This window comes from Bacillus sp. PK6-16 (assembly GCF_056530295.1).
The window spans coordinates 4,733,145-4,753,267 of the sequence record NZ_CP096511.1; the positions used below are offsets into that span (position 1 = coordinate 4,733,145).

Annotated in this window: 18 protein-coding genes and 2 pseudogenes; 1 reads left to right on the forward strand and 19 read right to left on the reverse strand. The window is 34.6% G+C overall.

Annotation, left to right across the window (positions count from 1 at the left end):
- Positions 1 to 42 precede the first annotated feature (42 nt).
- From M1D66_RS24315 to M1D66_RS24390, 16 genes and pseudogenes are all read right to left on the reverse strand, one after another.
- A complete protein-coding gene (locus tag M1D66_RS24315; RefSeq protein WP_433846465.1) occupies positions 43 to 990 on the reverse strand; it encodes a methyl-accepting chemotaxis protein in 948 nt (315 codons plus the stop codon).
- Positions 991 to 1,029: 39 nt separating this feature from the next.
- Positions 1,030 to 2,025, reverse strand: a pseudogene (locus tag M1D66_RS24320) (cache domain-containing sensor histidine kinase); the annotation flags it as partial.
- Between the two features lie 281 nt (positions 2,026 to 2,306).
- Positions 2,307 to 3,062 (reverse strand): C39 family peptidase, encoded by a 756-nt coding sequence (locus M1D66_RS24325; protein WP_086384851.1) that lies wholly within the window; start codon positions 3,060 to 3,062, stop codon positions 2,307 to 2,309.
- A 7-nt stretch (positions 3,063 to 3,069) separates the two neighbouring features.
- Complete coding sequence (locus M1D66_RS24330) at positions 3,070 to 3,891, reverse strand: hypothetical protein (protein ID WP_000728587.1); 822 nt, start codon at positions 3,889 to 3,891, stop codon at positions 3,070 to 3,072.
- Positions 3,892 to 4,122: 231 nt separating this feature from the next.
- On the reverse strand, positions 4,123 to 5,373 hold the full coding sequence (locus M1D66_RS24335; protein ID WP_006925058.1) for a sensor histidine kinase: 1,251 nt from the start codon (positions 5,371 to 5,373) through the stop codon (positions 4,123 to 4,125).
- Positions 5,370 to 6,041 carry a response regulator transcription factor gene (locus tag M1D66_RS24340; protein WP_242554875.1) on the reverse strand — a complete coding sequence of 224 codons (672 nt, stop codon included), beginning with the start codon at positions 6,039 to 6,041 and terminating at the stop codon, positions 5,370 to 5,372. The genes M1D66_RS24335 and M1D66_RS24340 overlap by 4 nt, the downstream gene beginning before the upstream one ends.
- Positions 6,042 to 6,236: 195 nt before the next feature.
- The gene (locus M1D66_RS24345; protein ID WP_000821975.1) at positions 6,237 to 6,941 is read right to left on the reverse strand and encodes a metallophosphoesterase family protein; all 705 of its coding nucleotides are present in this window, start codon (positions 6,939 to 6,941) and stop codon (positions 6,237 to 6,239) included.
- A 438-nt stretch (positions 6,942 to 7,379) separates the two neighbouring features.
- Entirely contained in the window at positions 7,380 to 8,756 is a 1,377-nt protein-coding gene (locus M1D66_RS24350; RefSeq protein WP_000060602.1) for an ABC transporter substrate-binding protein, read from the reverse strand.
- Positions 8,757 to 8,777: 21 nt separating this feature from the next.
- Entirely contained in the window at positions 8,778 to 9,599 is an 822-nt protein-coding gene (locus M1D66_RS24355) for a carbohydrate ABC transporter permease (RefSeq protein WP_086384849.1), read from the reverse strand.
- On the reverse strand, positions 9,596 to 10,528 hold the full coding sequence (locus tag M1D66_RS24360) for a carbohydrate ABC transporter permease (protein WP_000573797.1): 933 nt from the start codon (positions 10,526 to 10,528) through the stop codon (positions 9,596 to 9,598). The genes M1D66_RS24355 and M1D66_RS24360 overlap by 4 nt, the downstream gene beginning before the upstream one ends.
- Entirely contained in the window at positions 10,528 to 11,625 is a 1,098-nt protein-coding gene (locus M1D66_RS24365; protein WP_000571390.1) for an ABC transporter ATP-binding protein, read from the reverse strand. The genes M1D66_RS24360 and M1D66_RS24365 overlap by 1 nt, the downstream gene beginning before the upstream one ends.
- Positions 11,622 to 12,188, reverse strand: a complete 567-nt coding sequence (locus M1D66_RS24370) for a glycerol-3-phosphate responsive antiterminator (protein ID WP_000472003.1) — start codon at positions 12,186 to 12,188, stop codon at positions 11,622 to 11,624. Before M1D66_RS24370 ends, M1D66_RS24365 begins: the two co-directional genes overlap by 4 nt.
- Positions 12,189 to 12,500: 312 nt before the next feature.
- Positions 12,501 to 12,763 (reverse strand): annotated as a pseudogene (locus M1D66_RS24375) (GNAT family N-acetyltransferase); the annotation flags it as partial.
- A gap of 142 nt (positions 12,764 to 12,905) precedes the next feature.
- Positions 12,906 to 13,775 (reverse strand): ankyrin repeat domain-containing protein, encoded by an 870-nt coding sequence (locus M1D66_RS24380; RefSeq protein ID WP_000287336.1) that lies wholly within the window; start codon positions 13,773 to 13,775, stop codon positions 12,906 to 12,908.
- A 441-nt stretch (positions 13,776 to 14,216) separates the two neighbouring features.
- Positions 14,217 to 14,720 (reverse strand): nitrous oxide reductase accessory protein NosL, encoded by a 504-nt coding sequence (locus M1D66_RS24385; protein WP_000865665.1) that lies wholly within the window; start codon positions 14,718 to 14,720, stop codon positions 14,217 to 14,219.
- Between the two features lie 135 nt (positions 14,721 to 14,855).
- Entirely contained in the window at positions 14,856 to 15,110 is a 255-nt protein-coding gene (locus M1D66_RS24390) for a hypothetical protein (RefSeq protein ID WP_086384846.1), read from the reverse strand.
- A gap of 253 nt (positions 15,111 to 15,363) precedes the next feature.
- Here M1D66_RS24390 and M1D66_RS24395 point away from each other — a divergent pair, with 253 nt between their 5' ends.
- The gene (locus tag M1D66_RS24395) at positions 15,364 to 16,668 is read left to right on the forward strand and encodes a CitMHS family transporter (RefSeq protein WP_242554876.1); all 1,305 of its coding nucleotides are present in this window, start codon (positions 15,364 to 15,366) and stop codon (positions 16,666 to 16,668) included.
- A 47-nt stretch (positions 16,669 to 16,715) separates the two neighbouring features.
- Here the strand turns inward: M1D66_RS24395 and M1D66_RS24400 are convergent, their stop codons facing one another.
- The 3 genes from M1D66_RS24400 to M1D66_RS24410 all read right to left on the reverse strand — a co-directional run bounded on the left by M1D66_RS24400 (position 16,716) and on the right by M1D66_RS24410 (position 20,117).
- On the reverse strand, positions 16,716 to 17,408 hold the full coding sequence (locus M1D66_RS24400) for a response regulator (RefSeq protein WP_086384844.1): 693 nt from the start codon (positions 17,406 to 17,408) through the stop codon (positions 16,716 to 16,718).
- 2 nt (positions 17,409 to 17,410) lie between these two features.
- A complete protein-coding gene (locus M1D66_RS24405; RefSeq protein WP_144596991.1) occupies positions 17,411 to 19,018 on the reverse strand; it encodes an ATP-binding protein in 1,608 nt (535 codons plus the stop codon).
- A gap of 151 nt (positions 19,019 to 19,169) precedes the next feature.
- The gene (locus tag M1D66_RS24410; protein ID WP_370445030.1) at positions 19,170 to 20,117 is read right to left on the reverse strand and encodes a methyl-accepting chemotaxis protein; all 948 of its coding nucleotides are present in this window, start codon (positions 20,115 to 20,117) and stop codon (positions 19,170 to 19,172) included.
- Between the last annotated feature and the right edge of the window lie 6 nt (positions 20,118 to 20,123).

The window sequence follows — 20,123 nt, forward strand, 5'->3', positions numbered from 1 at the left end:
TAAGTAAGGTGATATTATTTTCACCTTACTTATCTGCTGTTATTATACTTTAAATTTACTAGTCATCGCTTGTAGTTCTTCTGCCATCTCAGCTAAGTTTTGCGAAGCTGAACTAATTTCCTCCATGGAATTAACCTGTTCTTCTGTTGAAGCTGCAACACTTTGCATACTAGCTGTATTTTCTTCTGCAGCAGCTGCAATTTCATCAATAGCATTTGTCACTTCATTTGCATCTCCAGCAATTCTCTTCGTTGTTTCCACCATTTGATTAACTTGAGAAACAATATGTGTAGTAGAACTTAAAATTTCCGTAAAACTTACTTTCGTTTTTGTTACAACATCAAGGCCCTGTTGAACTTCTCCATTCACATTATCCATCGCCTTAACAGTATGTTCAATATCCGCCTTAATTTCTGCAATTAAATTTGCAATCTCTCCAGATGACTCTCCTGATTGCTCTGCTAATTTTCTAACCTCATCTGCTACAATAGCAAATCCTCGTCCCTGTTCACCTGCTCTTGCTGCTTCAATAGCCGCATTTAAAGCTAATAAGTTTGTTTGAGTTGCGATGTTTTGAATTGCTTCAGAAATAGCTCCTACTTGCTTTGATTTCTCATCAAGAAGTTTAATAATAGCATCTGACTCGGATACCGACCTAGAAATAGACTGCATTTGTTTTGCAGTTTGTTCAACTAAATCTTCTCCCTCTTCAGCTCTTTCTCGCGCATGTAATGAGGAAATAGAAATTGACTCTGCGCTTCCAGTTACATCTTGAATTGCTGTATTTACTTGTTGCAATGTAGCCGCACCTTCTTCAACACCTTGACTTTGTGATTCAGCCCCACCTGATACTTGTTCCATTGCAATTGTAATTTGATCTGTCGCATCATTTGCTTGCTGTACGCTCGCTGTTAACTCTTCTGCCGATGCTGCAACATGTTCTGCTGAAAAGCTAATTTGGGTAATAACATCTTGTAAAGACGTAGACATTTCATTAAATGAATTCCCTAATTTCCCTATGTCATCCTTGGAATGGATTGTAATTTTCTCTGTTAAATCTCCCTTACTAATTTTATATGCCGATTCAGCTATTTTTCGTAATGGCCTTGTAATAGACTTTGTAATGAAATAAATTAATATACTACCAAATGCAATAGCGATAGCAATGACAATCAAAGTCTTATAAAACACTGGACTGGCAGCTTGGGTAATTTCTTCATCGAACATAACGCCAACTACTTTCCAGCCCGTTTTCTCATTTGTTGCAAAGATTAAATTCTTTTTATCATCTTGTTCTGTATAAGACACATTTCCTTGTTTATCTTCATAGATTGGTTTAATCCAAGGATCAGTAACTTTTGCACCTGGTTTTCTAGATGGATGACTAACAATTTGCTTATTTTGATCTAAAATAACTGCATAACCTTTTTCACCAATGTTAATCATTTTGGAAATTTTTAAGATGTTATCTAAATTTAAATTAATTCCTATAACACCTTTACCATCTTTTACTTCTTTCGCAATTGTCACTACCATATTTTTTGTAGATGCTGACTGATATGGTGCAGTAACAATTACTTTCCCTTTATTTTCATGAGCTTCTTTATACCAAGATCTATCTGTTGGATTATACCCATCAGCCATCTGGATAAATGGTTCTCTTATAAACTTTCCTGTCTCTGTTCCAATATAAATACCTTCTACTTCTGGATGAAGCTTTATATATTGTGCTAACTTCGTTCTTACTATTTCTTCCTGTCCATTTGGATATGTATCCTCTGTTAAGATGTCTGCAAAGTACGTCGCATCAACAAATTTCTCTTCTATATTTTGAGAAATAACAGTATTTAAAATCGAAATATTCTCCTTTGCTTTAGCTGTCATTTGATGTTCAAAATTTGTTTTGGCAGTTTGATATGAAACACCACCGATAATAATTCCTGGTATAGTTAAAATAATAAAAAATGAAATGATTAATTTTTTATTGATACTCATACATTTAACCCAGTTAAATATTTTTTGCATAATAAGCCTCCTTTATGTAATGTGGATACTTGTGTCATTTTATACAATTAACATATATAAAACAATATATAATGATAACATGTAATTTTTTCGTCAATTATGCATTTTTGCATATTCACTCCTTATACGTATTTTAATCATAAAAATAAGAGAACTTTAGCATTATATATGCTAAAGTTCTCTTATTTCTTAACAGCTTATACTCTATAAAACTTCTCTTATAATCCTCAAATCTTTATCCTTCGCCTTATAGTCATATTACTAAAACTCTTCGTCCTAATTTATTTGACGCTCTTTACATAACTAATTGCCTGACTTCCCATTTGCGCCCATGCCTGTTCAAAGGTTTCTCTCGGTACTTTTACATCTAAGCTACCCTCAAGTGGATCTCGAATATATACAGATTCCTGATCATACCCGATAAGTACAATACAATGTTCATTATACGTAATAGAAACATCTCCACTATTTGTTTCCCATGTAGTAAATTCATCTGCATCTAATGGTGCAAATGTTGCATTTGTGATCATGACTACAGGTTGCCCTGCTTTTATACTCTTATAAATTTCTTCTATATTCTTCCCTGTTAAATCTACAGCTTTATTAGGTAAATATTTTTCCGCTAACTGAAAAAGTGGCCCATGATATACACCATATCCCGATTCAGAAAATGTATAAATATTACCTACAAATCCTTCATTTGGATTCCCGCGCACACCATCGTCTATAAAATCAACTTTTTTTATTTCATTTGCTAATGTCATCTTATCCACTGAAACACCAGCGTATTGTAACATCATCGCTAAACTCGTCACTTCACAGCCTCTATCCAATTCTGGTAACTGCTGAATTAAGGGAACATTTGATAAGATGACTTTTTCATCGTTATTACTAAACTCCGTTTCTTTTCCTTTTTGTATATTTGAGAATGTTAACTTCTCTACATACTTTGGAATTCCATTTGTATATACACTCCATATTGCTGCACCTAGTAAAGCTGTACATATATACCACTTCAATTTTCTTATCGCTTTCACACCCTTATTAATTCGTTAAATAAGAATAAAATGCGTCAGCATCCGTTCGTACCATCGGTACAAAATTTAGTTCTTTTCCTTTTTCAGGCTGATCTTTTTTTATCTTTTCCGCTAACTCTTGAATATTCATATTCATTTTATCCATATTAAGCTCATCTGCCATTTGTAGCACCTTTTGTTCATTAATTTCTCTTAATATTTGATATATATCTTTACCATACAAATCAATATGATGTTTTTTTGCTTCTTCTTGTACTTTTTGTTCGTACACTTCTTGTGCTAACTCTTCAATTTCTTTTCCTTTTTGAGAAATGTCTAGCTTTTCTGCTTCTTCTCTTACTTTCTTTCCGTAGATTTCTTCCGCGATGTCTTCGATTTCTTTTCCATCTGTCGAAATACCTAATTTATCTGCTTCATCTTTAATTTTAATCGCATTAATTTGAGTAATTAAATCTACAATTGATGTATTCTCTATAGATATACCTAGCTTTAACGCTTCTTGCTTTACTTTTGTTTCATAGATTTCTTCTGACAGCGTCCCAACATCTTTTCCTTCAATCGATATGCCTAACTGCTCTGCTTCCCTTCCTACTTCTGTTTCATGAATTTCTTTTTCTAGTGTAATTTGTTCTTTTCCTTCCGTTTCAATACCTAGTTTCTCTGCTTTTTCTTCTGTATGCACTGCATGTATCTTACCATTGTTCAATTGTTCTTTACTGCGCTGCGTGTAATCTGTCTTTCCTTTTTGTGTTTCAGAAGGAGAGGCACCCCCTAATATACTTAAACTCATTACTCCAATAGTGAATACCGTCATCATTTTCTTTTTCAAAATTAATTCCTCCCTCTTATACTTTCTTTCCCATCATTCCCCTAGTTTTTTTAATACTATACATACATCTCATCGCTGCTTGAGATAACATTATGATTGATAAACCCCACTCACATACACCTAGTCTCTTCTTCATGTAACGAACTTTCTTGATGCCATACATAATATAAATAGTTTCTTAACTTTACCTTAAAAAAAGACGCCCCTGTAAAAACAAGGTCGTCTTCTTACTTATATTTTTTGGTTTTTAGGGAAAATCACTTCAAAACAAGTGCCATCTCCCCATTTGCTCTCTACTGATATTTTTCCGTAATGCTTTTCTACAATCCAATTTGCGATTGAAAGACCTAATCCAGCTCCTTCTGACGTACTTCTTGCTTTATCCCCTTGATAAAAACGATCAAATAATTTCGGAATATCTTCTTCTTTCACTCCTATCCCGTCATCTTTCACCTGTATGCGAATTGAACTACTCGTTTGCGTGCAATCAATTTGAATATGCCCACCTTCGTTTGTATACTTCATCGCATTATCTAACAGTATGACCATCATTTGATGAATCCGCTCTCTATCAGCCATAAAAGATACACCACGTTCTACTTTTAGCATCATTTCTTTTTCTTGATAAGAAGCAATCTCTTTATATGGAGCTACTATTTCTTCTAACAATTTATCAAGTTCAAATGTTTTCTTATCCATTTCAATTTGATTAGAATCAGAACGTGCTAGCAATAATAAATTACTAACGAGTTTCGATAACCGCCTACATTCTTTTGAAATTGTAGAAATATCCATCGCTTTTTCTTCTATCGTAGCGGATGGTGACTGGAATAAAACATCCGTTTTTGATTGAATAACTGCAAGTGGTGTCCTGAGTTCATGTGATGCATCAGAAACGAATTGCTGCTGTTTCTCCCATGAACTTTGAATAGGTACAAGTGCTCTACCAGCTAGGAAAAAGCCAATACCTATCGCACAGAGGCTTCCTATGCTACAACCTATAACGAGAATTAAAAATAAAGTATTTAACATTCCTTCTTCCGCTGTTATATCTCGCACGATTTGAACTATTTCTCCATCTTTTTGAAGCGAAAATGCTCTAAAATATCGTCCTTGTACTTCAATATCTTGTAACTCCTCTAATTTTTCGGGAGAAAAACTTTCCAAATTCTCTTCAAAAATAGAACGGAATTTACGGTTATCGCCCTCTATTTTCACTATTTTCCCATTCCAAGTTATTCTAGTTACTCGCGGATCTCCAATTTGGATATTCTCCATGCGTTTTCTTGGTGGTATTTTAACATCTAATTTTTCTCTATACTGAGCCATCATTTTTATAGATTGATCCACTTCATTATAAATACGCTTATATGTGTATGAATAAATAATACTACCTAATATACCTATTAATAGAATAAATACTAATGAGTTCACTATAGTCAAACGAATGCGTGTTTTTTGAAACATACTTCCTTTTTTCATTGTTCTTTTAATATATATCCAATACCTCGAACGGTTTGAATATCTTTCTGATAACCGAATGGTTCTAATTTTTTACGCAAATGATGCACATATACTTCTACAATCGCTACTGTAGTATCTGAATCAAATCCCCAAACACGATCAAAAATTTGTTCACGCATTAAAATCTTCCCGCTATTTTGAATGAGATACTCTAGTAGCTCATATTGTTTCAATGTCAACTTAATACTTTGTCCATGTACTTGAACGTCTTTATCTTTTCCGAACAATTCAATCCCTTTATAACGAATTGTTTGCTGCGTTGTTAAACTACCACTTCTGCGTAGTAAAGCACGAATTCTCGCTTTTAACTCAGGGGCCTGAAATGGCTTAACAATATAGTCATCTCCACCAAAGTCCAATCCCTTCACCCGATCTTCTAAAGAATCTCTCGCTGTCAAAAACAGGACTGGTGTTTCAATCTTTTCATCTCGTATTTTTTGAATCACTTCAAATCCGTCCATCCCTGGCATCATCACATCCAGCAAAATTGCATCATATATATTTTGAAGAGCTAAAAACAATCCATCTTCTCCATTTATTGCCGTATCTACTTCAAATTCATCACGTAAAATTTGTACGATAGACTCTAATAACGAAGCATTATCTTCTACTACAAGTAAACGCATGCTCTCACCTTCCATCAAATAGTTCAATTCTATTTATTATTACATTTCTTCTCTTCATAACAAAAGAATGTAGTTACATTACGTAATTTCATTTTTAACTATTTCCTTCTAAAATTTTGAAGTTTTATTATAAAAACTTTGTCTTAAATTTAGCTTAATAAAAAATTGAAAGAAATAAGATTCCTCTTATCTCTTTCAATTTTTTATTACATATACCTTTTTACTCGGCAACTCTAAACAATTTAGCTGACCGCCATACACAGCCCCGCCATCAATCCCAATAATACGATTACTACCAAAATACACTCCGCAATCCTCACTACCATGAAGCGTTTTTGTTTCCGTATGCCCAAATACAACAACCTTTTCACCGCTATATCCATTATGAAATTCATTACGGATCCACATTAATGTATATGGTTCAGATTCAGAAACTCGTTTCATCGGTTCAACCCCAGCATGTACAAATATATACTCTTCTGTTTCAATGTAATGATCTAATTCTTGAATAAACTTTATATGTTCCTCTAATACACGAGAGTGTAAAATCGGTTTTTGGAAGTCTTTCTCATTAACCGCAATATCTTCTTCTACAAATCCATAGCTATATAATGTCTTATCTCCACCATTTCTTTTTACCCAATGGTTCCATGAACGTTCCTCATTTGTCGTTAACGCCTTAATCATCATATCTTCATGATTTCCTTTTAAAATGAGTGCTCCCTCTTTTTTCAATTCTCTTACCTTTTCAATTACAGCACGCGCATTTGGACCACGATCTACATAATCTCCCAGTAAGATTAATTGATCCTGTTTCGCATCATATTGAGCTTCTTCCAATAACTGTTCGAACTTTTCTATCTCTCCATGAATATCACTAATAACAAGAATTCTTTTCATATTATCCCCCCTCTTTCTAATTATAGTTCAAAACAACAGAAAGTTCAGAATTGAAATCCCGCATTAACGGGCAGTAAGCCCCCCCACTGATTACAGTTTCACTTTATTACAAACTAAACTATTATCCTTACAACAATGTAAGTCTCTTGTCATCCAATTCGATAGTTGTAATTACTGTATTTCCTTATACTGAGAGTAAGAAATGAAACAAAAAATAAGGAGAGATGAGAGATGAAAAAAGTAATGGAAGTTGTAGTAGCGGTAGTAGAGGTTTTCGTAAATGGTAAACAAGTCGCAATGGAGTTAAATAAATAATGAAAAGGACAACATTCACTCTAGACCCTTTACTCATATAAAAGAGATAAGACTTCATCATTTCTTTGATCCCTTATCTCCCTATAAAGAAAGCCGTATCCCTTTTAAGGATACGGCTTTCTCTTATTTTTGACTCGTACGAGCTGAAATGCTAATTGCTCTATCTGTTGCTTTGGCAGCTTCATCTAACGCTTCTTTACTATTCTTCCCGTCATACATCGCTTCTAATGCTTTTACAACTGCATCTCGTGATTCTGGGAATACACTAATTAAAGCCCCTTGTGTTGCTGGAGATTGCTTCGTCGCTTGCAATTGATCTACTGTTACTTTCAACTGTGGATATTTTTCATATTGCTCTTTTACTAATGGCTCATTATATGCATCTGGATTAATTGAGAAATAACCTGTTGCAGTATGCCATTTTGCTTGTACGTCTGGCTTCGTTAAATATTTCATAAAGTCCCAAGCACCTTGTTGCGTTTCTTCTGAAACCATATTCGTCATCCATAATGATGCTCCACCAATAACAACACCATTTTGTTTCGAATCCTCTGGATACGGAATATATGAAACACCTACATTAAACTTAGATGCATCGATTAAATCACGAACACCTGCTGAAGAATCTAAATACATAGCAACTTGTCCAGATTGGAACGCGGCACGAATATCATCCCAACTTGCTCCATACTTTCCAAGGGCGCCAGCTTTATTTAAATCATCTAACATTCCAAATACTTTCTGTCCTTCTTTACCGTTGAATACCGCCTTCTTTGCAGCATCCTTACGACCGTTTTCGTTATCTACATATAAAGCACCTTGTGTCGCTAACAATTCTTCAAAGAACCAACCGTAGTTAAGCATGGAGAATCCATATTGTTTTACATTTCCGCCTTCTTTAATCGTTAACTTTTTCGCTGCTTCTTGTAATTCCGCATATGTTTTTGGAGCTTTCTCTGGATCTAAGCCCGCCTTTGCGAAAGCATCTTTATTATAAATTAATACTGGTGTAGATGAATTAAATGGCATAGAATACATTTTTCCATCAACTGAATAATAATTTGTAATTGCTTTTTCTAATTTTGACGTATCGTACTTATCTTTTTTTATCCAGCTATCAATTGGTGTGATTTTTTTACTATCAATCATATATTTCGTTGTAATTTCACTCGATTGAACAAGAGCTGGCGCTTCTTTCGTTGCAGACATCGTTCTAAATTTCGTTAAAGACTCTTCATATGTCCCTTGGAACTCTGCCTTTATCTCATATTTATTTTGCGACTTATTATAGTCTGCAACAAGACCATCTAATACTCCTTGTGTTTTTCCACCCATCGCATGCCAGAAGCGAATTACAGTTTTATCACCATTTTTTTCAACTGGTGCTACTTTTGCCTGTGCTTCAGGTTTTCCCTCTGTTTTACTATTTGAACAAGCTGCACTAGATAATGCCATTGTTGCTACCATTAATAGAGCAGCACCTTTTTTAACTAGACTCATTTAAATCTCACCTTCTCTTAGTTATTTAATTGCACCTTTTGTTAATCCTTGTTGTAATTGCTTTTGCCCTAAAAATAGTAAAATCAATGTTGGAATAACGATAACCGTAACACCGGCCATTACGCTTCCCCAATCAGTTGCAACTTCTTGAGACTGAAGCTGCTTTACACCGATTTGCACTGTTCTTACTTTTTCATCAGTGGTCACTAAAAGTGGCCATAAATACATATTCCATGTTGTTAAAAAGCTATATACTCCAAGCGTAATAAAACTCGTTTTACAATACGGTATTACAACGCTGAATAAAAATCTTATATTTCCAATCCCTTCAATAAAAGCAGCTTCTTTCAGTTCATTCGGGAGTGTCATAAAATGTTGACGTAACAAGAAAATACCGAAAGCTGTTGCAAAAAACGGCACTGTCATCCCGGCGAAACTATTGATCCAGCCAAAGTTTTGAATCGTTAAAAAGTTAGGCACCATCGTTGCTTCCCACGGAATAAGCATCGTTGAAATAAACAGGAAGAAAATTAAGTTTCTCCCTTTAAACTGAAGAAAAACAAAAGCATAAGCTGCTAAACTTGATACGATAAGTTGTCCAATCATAACGACTGTCGATACAATTAAACTGTTATATAAGTATGTAAAAAGCGGTACTTTTTGAAAAATATTAATGAAATTATCAAAAGTAAACTGGGTCGGAAATAACCTTCTCATTTGAATATCGTCTGGTGTCATAAAGCTTATTAAAAATGCATACAGTACAGGAAAAAATACCATCACTGTACTAATAATGAGTAGCATGTATAATAGGAAATTTTGTTTCCACTGTTTAACAATCATTTATAATGCACCTTTCTCTCAGCAAACTTAAATTGAAGTAATGTAGCAACGAAAATGAAAACAAATAATACCATCGCTTGTGCACTTGCTGTTCCAAATTGATGATTCACAAACGCCTCTTTGTAAATCGAGTACACAATTAAATTCGTTGCATCATTTGGTCCACCGTGCGTTAAAATATCAATTTGTCCAAAGCTTTGGAACGCACTAATTAATGTTACTGTTACAATAAAGAATAAAGTTGGTGATAGCATCGGTAATGTAACACGGCGAAGCTTATATAAATAACTAGCGCCATCTATAGATGCACTCTCATATAAAGACGTATCAATATTTTGTAAACCACCTAATATAACTAAAAATGCAAAACCTGTATTCACCCAAACTGTTGTAACTGATACAGAGAATAGTGCCCAGTCCGGACTCGTTAACCATGCGATTGCAGGAAGGTTCATAGAGGCTAATATATTATTAAATAATCCTACACTTGGATGAAATAAAAATAGCCAAATCACTGCACTAGCAGCTACTGATATTCCCATCGTCGAAGAAAACAGAACTCGGAATAACCCAATACCTCTTACCTTTCCATTTGCAATCAATGCAAGAAACAAAGCAAATATAATACTCGTAGGAACTGTATATAAAACAAATAATAAAGTTGATTTTATACTTTTGTAGAAGGCTGGATCAGAGAATAAATATTGATAATTTTCTAAGCCAACGAAAAGATTAGCTTCTCCATGTATATCGGTTAAATAAAAACTATAATAAATCGTCCTAAACAATGGATAGAACAGAAAAATCGAAAATAGCAAAATAGATGGCGCCAAAAACAATAATCCTATTCTTAAATCTTTCGTTCTCTCCCATAATTTTTTCTTTTTTGACACCTTTGTTTGAACTGGTAACTTACTTACTTCGATCATTATTTCGCCACCACTTTCAACTCTTCTTCAGCTACCACTTTTAAGCGTTCATTCGTGTTTTCGTTAAAGAAGCATAACTTTTCTTGCGAGAATAATAATTTTACTTTGTCACCTTTGTTCAGGAGTAACTGTCCTATAACTTTCGCACTCCAAGTTGTTCCATTTACCGCAAAGTTCAATATAGATTCATTCCCTAATACTTCTACAGATTGCAACGTCACTTCTTGTCCCTCCTCAGACAGTGCAATATGCTCAGGGCGCATGCCTATGCGAATTGTTCCTTCTGGTAATTGCTTTAACTGTCTAATAGATAATGGAATTTGCAATTGTCCTATATGTAATACACCTTTTTCTTTATTTACTTCCCCATCATTTATATTCATAGAAGGAGAACCTATAAAGCTTGCAACAAATTCGTTTGCTGGTTCGTTATATATGTTAAGTGGTGTTCCAACTTGCTGTATACTTCCTTTATTTAAAACCATGATACGATCACCCATAGTCATCGCTTCTATTTGATCGTGGGTAACGTAAATCATCGTAATTCCTAATCGCTGCTGAATTTCTCTAATTTCAATTCTCATTTGCGCACGTAATTTCGCATCCAAATTCGAAAGTGGTTCATCCATTAAACAGATTGGCGCTTGACTCACAATTGCCCTGGCAAGTGCAACACGCTGTCTTTGTCCGCCTGATAATTGGCCTGGTTTCATTTTCACATACTCTTTCAGTCCTACCATTTCAATAGCTTCCATTAATCGTTTTTGTCGCTCTTCTTTTTGTACTTTTCTTACCTTAAGTCCAAATAAAATATTTTCTTCTACAGATAAGTGTGGATATAATGCATAATTTTGAAATACCATTGATAGATTACGGTCTTTCGGCTCTAGATCATTTGCAACACGTTCATTAATAATTAAATCTCCTGAAGAAATCTCTTCTAAGCCAGCGATCATTCGTAATAATGTGCTTTTCCCGCATCCCGAAGGTCCAACTAAAACAAAAAATTCACCCTTCTTAATATGAACCGATACGCCTTTAACCGCTGTCTCTTCTGCATTTTTATATACCTTTGAAACATTTTTCAATTCAATCACAAGGTTGCACTCCTTTTTTCTTCTTGTATCCATACTTCATAATGACTTGTTGAAATCGCACTTGCCCCTGCACGAATTGCAATTTCCGCATCTTCTCGCGTTTGAATCAGCCCTCCTGCAATAATAGGAAACTCTATTTCCTCTACTAGCTGCTTAATAATAGAAGGCATAATCCCCGGCATAATCTCTACTGCATTTGGTTTAGTCGTTTTACAATTTTCAATTGATTTAGTAAGAGATAAAGTATCTACAATAAAAATACGTTGAATTGTTTTCAATCCAATTTTATTAGCATTTCGAATTGTTGAACCCTTTGTTGAAATAATACCTTGTGCCCCGATAACATCTTGAATATACAAAAGCGCTTCCTCTGTATTCGTATTTAAGCCTTGTATAAAATCACAATGAAGAAATACATCATGTCCATGTTTCTGCAATTCATATACACGCTCTGGTAATTCCAGCATTGAACCAGTCATAAGAAAAACTGTTTTCGGCAATTTTTTGTATGCTTTGTATCCTTTCCAATCCTTTATCATCGCAATATAAGGTTCTTTAAACATTTATTCCACCTAACTGTTCTATTTTTATCCAAACTAAAAACACCTACTTACATAGAACGCCTTTCTCCTTATTTGAACTCTAGGGAATAGAGCACACCTAAGAAAGTGGCACATTATATGTAAGTGGGTGTTCTCAAATGTTCTCTACCCTAGTTATTTTGTTACCTTTACTATATTACGCATTTATTAAGTCAGTTTTGATAGATTGTTAATTAGGTGTTAATCGAATGTTAATATTCACCATATCATTATTTACATTAATATATATATTAAAATATTAAATAAATAAAACGAAACAATACTTAAAATCCAATCAATATGTAAATTCATTCCATAGTTAATGATTTTTAGTTTGTTTGCAAACTAAAGTTATCCCAAGCAGTACTATAAAGTGGAATGCGCCTTTTCTCTTGTATTGATATGGCCCAGGCTGTAACAACATCAGTACCATATCCGTTCCCTTGAAACTCAGCTAAAGTTTCCACACTTGCCTCAGCAGCTACGGGCGTACTTCTGGCACTGCAACAAATAGAAACTACTTTTTCATTTTTTACAATTGCCAAATAAGGTTGCCTCCTTATTTACTCCATTTACCATCCATTCATAATCTATTTTTCATGTTCAAAATAAAAATCCCATTCAAATACACATTACTGAATCCATCATACTAACTGATTTCTTCATTCTGTCTATCTAAATGGGATTATTTTTCGTTTTTTACTCTACTGGTTGTTGTGGCTGTACTACTTCATTCGCTCCAGCTACCCTCAACATATTTACAATATCTTTAAAACCTCTTTTTTCAGCGTATTGCAGTGGTGTCAAATGTTCCTTGTTAGCCATGTTTACATCTGCACCGTGATCAATAAGTAATTGAATTACTTTCTTATGGTTTTCACTACCATTTCCTAATACAATTGCTTCTAATAACGCTGTTCCACCACGTTCATTTTTATAATTCACATCAATATCTGTATGCTCTAATAATTCTTTAACAACCTCTACATGGCCACGCTCAGATGCAGAAATAAGTGCTGTCCCACCTGACCTAGTCGTTTCTTTCGTATTAACTCCTGCATTAATTAATACTTTTACAATATCCGTATATCCTTCTCTACTTGCATAAAGAAGTGGATTACTTTTTTTCTCATCTTTAATTTCAATATTAGCACCTGCACCAATTAATGCTTTAACTGTCTCTACATGATTTTGGTACGTCGCTGCAAGGACAGGCGTTTCTCCGTTGTCACCTTCTACGTTTATATTCGCTCCATCCTGAATCAACTTCATAGCTGTCTCTGTGTCTCCAAGAGTAGCTGAAAGTAACAACTGTTTGTCCATTAAATTTATACTTTTCTCTTCTTTAGATTCTTCCTGTTCTTTATGCTTCTCTTTTTTCTTCTCATTTTTCACATGAACCGGTTTCGATTCTGGTTCTTCTTGCTTATCGCAAGCCACTACCGTCATTAAAAGTCCTAATAAAATACATAATAAAATTTTTTGTTTTCTCACAACTACAGCTCCTATGAAAGATAATGTTTTCTTAACCATTCCTCCATCACATACAATAACTCTTCTTGAGTACATTTATCCATAAGCCCTTTAGATTCCTTCTTTAATCGGATTATCTTAAGCTTATACTATGTTTCTCAACCTATTGAAATGATACGCCTGATGGCCCCATCATTAACATTATGAAGCAATTAGTTTAGCACGTTTTTACCGCATTTGTATACATTTCTAAAAAGTACATAAAGTGAAACTTTAATTAGTGGGGGTTTTGTTCATCCACCACTAATTATTAGCCCACACCAGTTGGGCTTTTACGGGCAGCCCGACTCCACCTAACTTCTTTGCTTTCACTAAATTTTGAGGTGGGGATCTTACCGCCCGTTAATGCGGGATAAATGATTGCTTTAGGTTACTATATTCCATTGTAACCGTTCTTCTAAAAATTTTACACCTTTTCTATATTTGCACCTGAGTAATAATAGAAAAAGACAACTATATAGTTGTCTTTTTCTATTATTAATGATGTCCACCATGATTTCCTGCCTTCGGTTTCCCCATCATCTCTTTATTCATTTCCCATTTATGCTCTGCTAGCTCTTTATACGAAAGAACTTTCCCCTTATAGTTAGATACAAAGCTCTCTGCATCTTTTTTATTTTTAAATGAGATGACATTATAAGCCATCGGTGTCGTTATTGTTTTATCATATACGTAAGTAGCGTCTTCTAACGAAATCCAATCTTTCGAATCATAATCTCGGACAAATTTCTCTTTCGTCTTTTCATCTGAGTTGATCTCCATCCATTTATACATACAACCGATATCATCAAACTTTAACGCTTTTCCATTTTCTAAAATAATTTCTGTTGCAAATTGATTATCTGTTACCCCAATTTGGCAAATATCACATTTATCATGTTTCTCATCAATGGCAACAGCTGCTGTTTCCTTTTTCCCACACCCGACTACCGTAAATACGAAACATAAACATATAGCAAGTACGACATATTTTACTTTCATCAATATTCCTCCCTAGAAACCGTATACTCCACGAAAAGAATACCAAAAGGTTGTGTGAGATTTGTGAAAAAACAATGTGCTTTTTGTAATATAGGAAACAAAAAAAGATGTGTAGTTATTTCTACACATCTCTCATCACTCGCAACCTGTAATTAACAAATCATCTTCTAATTTAACTAATAATGTATCCGCACTAATTTCCTGTCCAACTTCTACATTTACCAATCTTATATTTCCACTAATCCCGACTGCAACCTTTTCAAGCTCACCGTTACTTTTTCGGATCATCATTAATTTTTCCCACTCATATACGTAAGAAGATTCATTAACAAAAATCTCCTCTACTTTTCCTTCATAAGAACTACAAATCTCTTCCATTCTTGTTTTCATATAAAATCTACTCCCTATTTCACACTTCACTATTTTCATCTTATTCTACCATTCTTATGAGAAGCAGCTTACTTTTTAAAAATTCAAATTAACTACCGTGAACAAAATGACCAAAATAAAAATTATGCTTCTAATGATGTTATTTTTCAAATTATTTACCTTTCAAATAGATGCTTTTATGATAAACAAAAAAACTTTTTTCTGAATTTTTATTTTATTTTGAAAGCGTAATCATTTTTGAGGGGGAGATTACATGTTAGCACTACTTGGATTTGCGATGGTATTTGTCTTTATGTTTTTAATTATGACGAAACGTATGTCAGCACTAGTAGCATTAATATTAATTCCAATTACTTTCGCATTAATTGGAGGATTTTATGCAAATATGGGGCCTATGATGTTAGAGGGAATTCAAAAATTAGCACCTACTGGTATTATGCTTATGTTCGCTATTTTATATTTTGGGATTATGATTGATAGCGGTTTATTCGATCCTGTCATTAGTAAGATTTTAAAATTTGTAAAAGGAGATCCTTTAAAAATCGTTGTCGGAACGGCTATATTGACTATTATCGTTTCTCTAGATGGTGATGGTACAACAACATACATGATTACAGTTTCCGCAATGTATCCACTATATAAGCGCCTTGGAATGAACCCTCTCATATTAGCTGGAGTTGTTATGTTAGGGGCAGGGGTAACAAATCTTACACCTTGGGGTGGACCGACAGCTCGTGTTATGAGCGCACTTGGACTTGAGGCTTCCGAATTATTTACACCTCTTATTCCAGGAATGATTGCTGGTGCAATTTGGGTTGTTTTCGTTGCCTACTATCTTGGAAAAAAAGAAAGAAAACGTTTAGGAATTATGGATGTACAGTATTTAAAACAAATGCAAACAATGGATGAGCAAGCTGCAACTGTCGAAGCAGCAGTGCATAAACGCCCTAAACTTCTATGGATTAACTTTTTATTAACCGCCACATTACTTGTCTGTCTCATACTAGAAGTTATGCCGTTACCTGTTTTATTTACAGTCGCTTTTGCTATCGCTGTTATGATTAACTACCCAAACTTAGAGCAACAGAAAGAACGTATTGCTTCTCATGCTGGGAATGTATTAGCAGTTGTTTCTCTCGTATTTGCTGCCGGTATTTTCACTGGTATTTTATCTGGAACAAAAATGGTAGATGCAATGGCTAACAGTGTAGTAACTCTTATACCAGATGCACTTGGACCACAATTGCCAGTTATTACAGCACTTCTCAGTATGCCATTCACATTTTTCATGTCTAATGATGCATTTTACTTTGGGGTATTACCTATTTTGACGAAAGCTGCTGCTACTTACGGAATTAGTGCAGCTGAAATGGGACGCGCTTCCTTACTCGGGCAACCCGTTCACTTATTAAGTCCTCTTGTCGCTTCCACTTATTTATTGGTCGGAATGGCCAAAGTTGATTTCGGTGAACATCAACGCTTCACTTTATTGTGGGCCGTTGGAACGACAATGGTTATGTTAATTACCGGAATTGTAATTGGGATTATTCCAATATAAGATGCAAAAAAAACAGTAGAAGGAATAAAATCCTCTACTGTTTTTTATTATGAAGAAACAAGAAAATAACGTCTCTCCGGTCTCCCAACACTTCCATATATTAGCTCTGCGTGGACTTTCTTCCCAGATATCAAATACTCTAAATAACGCCTTGCAGTTGATCGGCTTACGCCTACCATTGAACTTAGCACCTCTGCTGTAATCCCTTCTTCATTAACTGTTAACATATGCTTTTTTATTTTCGCTAAAGTTAAAGGATCTATCCCTTTCGGGGCATATTCTATTTGATCTCCCTTCACCCCTCTTTGAGACCATAAATATTCAATTTGCTCCGTAGATAATTGATTATTTTTCTTTAACTGTATAATCTTTTTTTGATAGCCTTCCAGACTTGCTTTAAATCGGTCAAACATTAGTGGCTTTACGATATAATCTGTTACTCCGCCCCGCAGGGCGTGCCTCACTACATCTGTTTCCGATGCCGCTGTAATCATAATAATATCTGTATCGTGCAAATGCTGCCTAATATATGTGACAAGTTCCGTTCCTTGCATATCAGGTAAGTACACATCTAATAAAACAAGCTGTGGCTTCACAAGCTCTAGCCATTCTTTCGCTTGTTCTCCAGTCGTTGCCGTTCCAATTACTTTAAATCCCTCAATTTTTTCAGTAAAACGACGATGAATGTCAGCAATCCGAATATCATCTTCTACAATTAATACTTCAATCTCCTCACCCATTACTATTCGCCTCTCTCTTTCGGTAGTGCAATAATAAATAACGCACCACCTAAATCCCCTTTTTCAATTGCAATACTTCCATTTAAATCTTCTACTAACTCTTTCACTTTTGCTAATCCATATCCTCGCTCTCCTCCTTCTTTCGTCGAAAAGCCTTTATAGAATATGCTAGTAATTATTTCATCATGAATCCCTTGTCCTGAATCTTCCACTTCAATTAATATTTCTTCTCCAATATCAGTTACAAACATCCTTACTTTCTTATCATTCTCTTCATTTTTTTCAATTGCTTCAAATGCATTCGTAATTAAATTTCCTAAAATAGAAACGACATAATTACTCTCAATATGTGGACTTAATTTTTCTAAACCACTTTCTCTATCTAACATAAAATCAATCTTCAACTCTCGTGCTCTATTATAAAATCCAATTAAAATTCCACCTAGCCATGGATTTTGAATCCGCTTCATAATAAATTGAACAAAATCTTGATATACCGCTGTTTCCTTATGAATAAGCTCTAAAGCATCTTCGTATGATTCTAATTGAATAAGACCTGAAAGCGTATACAATAAATTGTTATATTCGTGCGCTTGCGCTCGTAATGCCTCTGTATATTGCTTCGTCTGAGATAATTCTGCTGTTAACTGATCCATTTCAGATTTCAAACGTAAGCTCGATACAACGCCAGTTACTTTATTCTTTACTTTAATAGGTAGACGGTTCGCAATAACAGCCTGTCCTTTTATATTTAATTGGCGATCAAACTGTTCTTCACCAGTTTGAAGTACATCTAGTATCGTTGAATTAGGAATTACATTTAAAATAAATTCCCCAATAATATTTTGTTGTTTATCTAGCGAAAGAATATCATAAGCTGCTTGATTGACTAAACTAATCATGCCATTTTTATCGATTACAATAATCCCTTCACGTACAGATTGAATCACTGTACTATGCTCTTCATATAAAGATGAAATTTCTTCTGGTTCCATCCCGAACATCATTCTTTTTATGCTTGCCGCTAAATATATAGAGCCAATTATCCCAATTAAAAGACCTATTATTGTAATCCAAAATACCCGCTTTCCATACACTTCTACTGCTCCATGAATATCAGCCATTGAAAACCCAACAGACACCACACCAATAATTTCATTCTCCTGGTTACGGACTGGGACTTTCCCACGCAATGAAGGGCCTAATGATCCATTAGCTTTAGAAACATAAGATTTCCCTTCTAATAAAACGCCTTTATTATCTCCGCCAACCATTTTTTCTCCTATTTTATCTCGCTCAGGATGCGCATAACGAATCCCCTCTTTGTTTCCAACTACAATAAAGTCAGCCTCTGTATCAATTCGAATTTTTTCTGCGATTGGCTGAATAATAGAAGCTGGATTTTCTTTTTGAAAAGCTTCCTGAATTTCTGGTATCGCGGCAACTGTTTTCGCAACATGCAAAGCTCGTTTCCCAATTTGCTCTTCTACCGTTTCAGATAATATGTAATAAAATAAATAACTCGTTAGCAGAAGTACCACTAAAATAAGTGTACTAATAGTTAATGTAATTCTCGGTTGGAGTTTTAATTTTTTTAATTTCAAAACCATTCCCCTAACATGATTAAAGATAGAATTTAAAGAATATACAGTCTCTTTAATTATACTTAATCATAACACGGTTACTCTATATTTCTTTCTTTTTCTCTTCATAAAAAAAGAAACGAAGTAAAATTATTACCTCGTTTCTTAATATTCGTTATTACACTTTAAACTTACTAATCATCTCTTGTAATTCTTCTGCCATTTGTGATAAATGGACTGCTGCTGCATTTATTTCATCTACTGAAGCTAATTGTTCTTCTGAAGAACCAGCAATATTTTGAACGCTTGCTGCATTTTCTTCAATTGTGGCTGCAATTTCATTAATAGATGCACTTACTTGTTTTGCATCTACCGTCATTTGTTTTGCTACATCTACCATGCTATCAATTTGTACAACTGTATCATTTGTAGACTTCAATATTTCGGCAAAGCTTTGCTTCGTTTCATTTGCAACTACAAGTCCTGATTGTACTTCTGCTCCAACTTGATTCATAGAGCTTACTGTTTCTTTTATATCAAATTGAATCTCTTTCACTAGTTTCCCAATTTCCGTAGAAGACTGTCCTGATTGTTCTGCTAGCTTTCGCACTTCATCTGCTACAATTGCAAATCCTCTTCCTTGCTCTCCAGCTCTCGCAGCCTCAATTGCCGCATTTAACGCTAATAAATTTGTCTGTTCTGCAATATGTTGAATCACTTCAAGGATTGCTCCAATTTGTTTCGACTTATCGTCTAACAAACCAATGATTTTGTCTGACTGTGAAACAGACTCATGAATTAATTGCATTTGATTCACAGTTTGTTCAACTAACTTCCCACCATTTTCAGCTTTTTTCTTCGTATACATAGAGGCTGTAGATACTAATGAAGAACTATCTGCAACACGCTGAATTCCTTCTGTAACTTCTTCTAACAATGTTGCTCCTTCTTCAACTTCTTTCGTTTGTATTTCTGCACCACTTGATACTTGCTCTATCGCCTGTGTAATTTGTTCCGTCGCTTCGCTTGTCTGCTTCATACTAGCTGTTAATTCTTCTGAAGATGCCGCTACATGACTTGCTGAAGTGTTTATATTGGAAATGACACTTTGTAACGATGCAGCCATCTCGTT

Bases quoted from the DNA above. Each gene is read 5' to 3' on its own strand.
- M1D66_RS24315 (WP_433846465.1), bottom strand. From the start codon at position 990: ATGTCTACGTCTTTACAAGATGTTATTACCCAAATTAGCTTTTCAGCA.
- M1D66_RS24335 (WP_006925058.1), bottom strand. From the start codon at position 5,373: ATGAAAAAAGGAAGTATGTTTCAAAAAACACGCATTCGTTTGACTATA.
- M1D66_RS24340 (WP_242554875.1), bottom strand. From the start codon at position 6,041: ATGCGTTTACTTGTAGTAGAAGATAATGCTTCGTTATTAGAGTCTATC.
- M1D66_RS24345 (WP_000821975.1), bottom strand. From the start codon at position 6,941: ATGAAAAGAATTCTTGTTATTAGTGATATTCATGGAGAGATAGAAAAG.
- M1D66_RS24350 (WP_000060602.1), bottom strand. From the start codon at position 8,756: ATGAGTCTAGTTAAAAAAGGTGCTGCTCTATTAATGGTAGCAACAATG.
- M1D66_RS24355 (WP_086384849.1), bottom strand. From the start codon at position 9,599: ATGATTGTTAAACAGTGGAAACAAAATTTCCTATTATACATGCTACTC.
- M1D66_RS24360 (WP_000573797.1), bottom strand. From the start codon at position 10,528: ATGATCGAAGTAAGTAAGTTACCAGTTCAAACAAAGGTGTCAAAAAAG.
- M1D66_RS24370 (WP_000472003.1), bottom strand. From the start codon at position 12,188: ATGTTTAAAGAACCTTATATTGCGATGATAAAGGATTGGAAAGGATAC.
- M1D66_RS24380 (WP_000287336.1), bottom strand. From the start codon at position 13,775: ATGTACTCAAGAAGAGTTATTGTATGTGATGGAGGAATGGTTAAGAAA.
- M1D66_RS24385 (WP_000865665.1), bottom strand. From the start codon at position 14,720: ATGAAAGTAAAATATGTCGTACTTGCTATATGTTTATGTTTCGTATTT.
- M1D66_RS24390 (WP_086384846.1), bottom strand. From the start codon at position 15,110: ATGAAAACAAGAATGGAAGAGATTTGTAGTTCTTATGAAGGAAAAGTA.
- M1D66_RS24395 (WP_242554876.1), top strand. From the start codon at position 15,364: ATGTTAGCACTACTTGGATTTGCGATGGTATTTGTCTTTATGTTTTTA.
- M1D66_RS24400 (WP_086384844.1), bottom strand. From the start codon at position 17,408: ATGGGTGAGGAGATTGAAGTATTAATTGTAGAAGATGATATTCGGATT.
- M1D66_RS24405 (WP_144596991.1), bottom strand. From the start codon at position 19,018: ATGGTTTTGAAATTAAAAAAATTAAAACTCCAACCGAGAATTACATTA.
- M1D66_RS24410 (WP_370445030.1), bottom strand. From the start codon at position 20,117: ATGGCTGCATCGTTACAAAGTGTCATTTCCAATATAAACACTTCAGCA.